The following is a 4,119-nucleotide window of genomic DNA, read 5'->3' as shown; positions in this document are numbered from 1 at the left end:
CGGACAGCCGCCCGCACTGGCGGCCGCCGAAGGCCCGGCGCTGACGGTGGACACGACCACCGGGCGGCACCCCATCAGCCCGTACATCTACGGCATGAACTTCGCCGACGAGACGCTTGCCAAGGAGCTGCGCCTCCCGGTGCGCCGGTGGGGCGGCAACGCCACGACCCGTTACAACTACCTGTACGACACCAGCAACCGCGCCTCCGACTGGTTCTTCGAGAACATCGCCGAGGACAACCCGGACCCGTCGAAGCTGCCGGACGGCTCCACGGCCGACCGGTTCGTCGAGCAGGACCGCCGCACCGGCACCGACACCATCCTCACGGTCCCCCTGATCGGCTGGGTTCCCAAGGGCCGCGACGCCTCCTGCGGGTTCTCCGTCGCCAAGTACGGCCCGCAGCAGCGGACCGACCAGTGGCGGCCCGACTGCGGCGACGGCGTGAAGCCCGACGGCACGAAGATCACCGGGAACGACCCCCGCGACACGAGCGTCGAGGCCGGCGCGGCGTACGTGAAGGACTGGATCGGCCACCTCACCGGCAGGTACGGCACCGCCGCGACCGGCGGCGTGAAGTTCTACAACCTCGACAACGAGCCCGACATCTGGCACAGCACGCACCGGGACGTCCACCCCGAGGGCGCGAGCTCGGTCGAGCTGCGTGACAAGGCCTACCTCATCGGCGCCGCCGTCAAGGCCGCCGACCCCGGCGCGAAGACGCTCGGCCCGGTCGGCTGGGGCTGGTCCTCCTGGGACTACTCCGGCCTCGACCAGGAGACCTGCGGCCGGACCGGCTGCTGGTCGAACCCGCCGGACAAGGAGATCCGCGGCGGCCTTCCGTTCACCACCTGGTATCTGCGGCAGATGAAGAAGTACGAGGACGAGCACGGCCTGCGCGTCCTCGACTACTTCGACGAGCACTTCTACCCGCAGGCGTCCGGCGTCGCCTTCGGCTCCGGCGGCGACCCGGCCACCGACGCCCTGCGCCTGCGCTCCACCCGCGCGCTGTGGGACCCGTCGTACACGGACGAGAGCTGGATCGGCACCCAGGTCAAGCTCATCCCCCGGATGAAGGGGCTGGTGGCCGCCGAGTATCCGGGCACCAAGACCGCGATCACCGAGTACAACTGGGGCGCCCTCGACCACATCAACGGCGCCCTGACCCAGGCCGACATCCTCGGCATCTTCGGCCGCGAGGGCCTCGACCTCGCCACCCTGTGGGGACCGCCCACGGCATCCCAGCCCGGCGCGTACGCCTTCCGGATGTACCTGAACTACGACGGCGAGGGCGGCCGGTTCGGCGAGACCGCGGTCGGCGCGACCAGCGCCGACCAGGGCAAGCTGGCGGTGTACGCGGCCGAGCGGGCCTCCGACAAGGCGCTCACGCTCGTCGTGGTGAACAAGACCGGCGAGGACCTGACCAGCGAGGTCGCGGTGAAGGGACGCGACGGCGGGACGACCGCCCAGGTGTACCGGTACGGCGCGGCCGACACGTCGGCCATCAGGCGCGACGCCGACGTGCGGGTGGGGGCCGCCGGTTTCACCGGCACGTTCCCCGCCGACTCGATCAGCACCGTCGTGATCCCCGAGGGCACCGGCCCGTCGCCCTCCCCCTCGCCATCAGCCTCCCCCTCGCCATCAGCCTCGCCTTCGCCTTCGCCTTCGCAGAGCCCATCCCCCAGCCCTTCGCCTTCTCCCTCGCCTTCGCCGAGCCCCAGCCCGTCCCCGTCCCCGTCCGCGTCGCCCAGTTCCTCGCCGACGCCGGCCGCCGCCTGCGCGGTGACGTACACGGTCACCAACCAGTGGCCCGGCGGCTTCCAGGCCGGGGTCCGGATCGTCAACCGGGGAGCCTCGGCCATCAAGGGCTGGCGGCTCGGCTGGACGTACGGCAACGGGCAGATCGTGACCCAGCTGTGGGACGGCTCCTACACCCAGAACGGGTCGAAGGTCACGGTGACCAACGCCGGCTACAACGCCACGATCGCCGCGAACGGCGGCAGCGTGACCTTCGGCTTCCTCGCCCGCCGGGACAACAGCGGCAACCCCGCGCCCACGCGGTTCACGCTCAACGGCTCGCCCTGCGCGACGAGCTGACCGGATGATCGGCGAGGGCCGGCCTCCCCGGGGCCGGCCCTCACCGGGAGTCAGTCCACCATCGCACCCTTGTCCCGGCCGCACGCCTTGACGTCGCGGTGGCGGCCGCAGGCGCGGACGAGGGTGAAACGACGCCAGACGGCCATCGGGGACGAGACCGCCTGGCCGTCGCGGCTCACCGGGAAGGGGCCGCACCGATGCCAGGGGCCGCCGCCCGGCGGCCAGACCTCGAGCCAGACCGCGTCGCCGGGGTGGGTGCGCCCGGTGAGGGCCGCCCAGTAGTGCCACTCGCCGCCCGGGCCCGCGTCGCCGCGCCACAGTGTGACGTCCACCTCGTCGCCCTGCTTGCCGATCGTGAGCGAGTACACGGGCTTGACGTTCCTGACCGTGTGGGGGCCGGGCCGCATCCAGTCACGGCAGTCGATGGGCCGGTCACCGGCCGCGCCGGACGGGGACGGGAAGGCCAGGAGCACGGCCGCCGCGACGATTCCCGCGACTCCCGACCTGCGGAGCCTCAGGCGGTAGCTGTGGCGCCGCGTGCCGGCTGCCGCCGTTCCAACGCCTCGGGCACGTCGTGGCCGGTCCTGCCACGACGTGCCCGAATCACCCTGCGACTTCCCCAGTGCGGTGCCCACCGGACGAGTATCGGTGACGATTTGCATCGACACAATCGCACTCAGTGACGATGTCGCAGCAGACCCGGTCGTTCCGCGCCGCCCACCACACCCACCGCTGACCGCTTCGCGGCCTCGTGGCGGCGCCGGTCAGCCGGCCCGGCAGCTGATTTCCCAGGCAACGTCGTATTCTTCGAGGCTGGACGGCGGCATGGGCCGGGGACAGCGGCCAGGGGGACCCGCCACGTCGCGGTGACGGGTCCCGGTGTGTCACCTGCGGTCGGGACAGGTGTCACGCATAGGGGTTCTGGGTGAGCAGGTGCGCCCTGTAGCCCTCACCGATGCCCGGCTCGGGGGTGCCGGCGTAGTCCTTGATGAGCACGGCGCCCGTGCTGCAGCCCCACGGGCTCCAGGTCCAGGCGAGGTACGACAAGCCGTTCTTGTCGGCCCACTTGGTGAGCTGGTCCATGTAGTCGTAGCCGCAGTTGTCCGCGCCGAACTCGCCGATCACCACGGGGACCTTCGCGGCGAGCGGGGCTACCTGGGTGTCCCAGCAGGACGCCGTGGCGCAGGCGTTGAAGCTGTAGGAGTGCCAGGACGCGGCGATGTTGTTCAGCGGGTCGTTCGGCTTGTACGCCAGCCACTCCCGCATGTCGTTGGCCCACTCCAGGCCGCCCACCATGAGGACGTTGGTCGCGCCGGTCGCCCGGACGGCGTCGACGAGGTCCTGCATGCCGGCCACCTCATAGGGAATGCCGGTGCAGGTGCCGCCGTCTCGCAGGCACTGCCAGCCCAAGGTCTTGTTCCAGTCGCTGCCGACCTCCGGGTACGGCTCGTTGAACAGATCGAAGACCACCGCGTTGTCGCCCTTGAAGGTCTTCGCGACGCCGGTCCAGAACTGGGGAGCGTACTGCGCGTCCGGCATCGGCTTCTGGCACGTCGCGGTGGCGTCCTTGCAGTGCCAGTCCGGTCCGTTGCTGAAGGCGCCCGATGTCCAGTGCAGGTCGAGGATCGGCGTGATGCCGTTGGCGACCAGCAGGTTCACGTAGTCCTTGACCTCCTGCTGGTAGGCGGCGCCGCTGGGCGAGCCGTTGGTGCCCAGCCAGCACTCCTCGTTGAGCGGGATGCGGACGGCGTGGATGTTCCATTTCTTCATCGCGTCGACCGACGCCTGGTCGACCGGGCCGGAGTCCCACATCCCCTTGCCCTGGACGCAGGCGAACTCGCCGCTGGAGCGGGAGACGCCCAGCAGCCGGTACGGCTTCCCGGCCGCCGTCACGATCTTGTTGCCGGAGACGTGCAGCTGCGGCGCGGGTCCACCGGGATCAGGGCTCGGACTGGGACTCGGGCTGGGACTGGGGCTCGGGCTGGGACTGGGGCTCGGGCTGGGGCTGGGGCTGGGGCTGGGAC

At 71.1% G+C, this 4,119-nt stretch carries 3 protein-coding genes; 1 reads left to right on the top strand and 2 read right to left on the bottom strand.

The genetic code is table 11. From position 1 onward, the window contains the following. Positions 1 to 2,095, top strand: a 2,095-nt coding sequence (locus tag AB0J39_RS38530; RefSeq protein ID WP_363474012.1) for a glycoside hydrolase family 44 protein, incomplete at its 5' end; no start/stop codon positions are given. Positions 2,096 to 2,145: 50 nt separating this feature from the next. Here AB0J39_RS38530 and AB0J39_RS38525 read toward each other — a convergent pair. Together AB0J39_RS38525 and AB0J39_RS38520 are read right to left on the bottom strand one after the other, a co-directional pair. After that, the gene (locus AB0J39_RS38525; RefSeq protein ID WP_363474010.1) at positions 2,146 to 2,730 is read right to left on the bottom strand and encodes a hypothetical protein; all 585 of its coding nucleotides are present in this window, start codon (positions 2,728 to 2,730) and stop codon (positions 2,146 to 2,148) included. 271 nt (positions 2,731 to 3,001) lie between these two features. Beyond that, on the bottom strand, positions 3,002 to 4,119 hold a 1,118-nt coding region (locus AB0J39_RS38520; RefSeq protein ID WP_363474008.1), incomplete at its 5' end, for a cellulase family glycosylhydrolase.

This window comes from Microbispora sp. NPDC049633 (genome assembly GCF_040675265.1).
Classification (GTDB): domain Bacteria; phylum Actinomycetota; class Actinomycetes; order Streptosporangiales; family Streptosporangiaceae; genus Microbispora; species Microbispora maris.
This window is presented reverse-complemented; position numbering and strand designations above follow the sequence as displayed.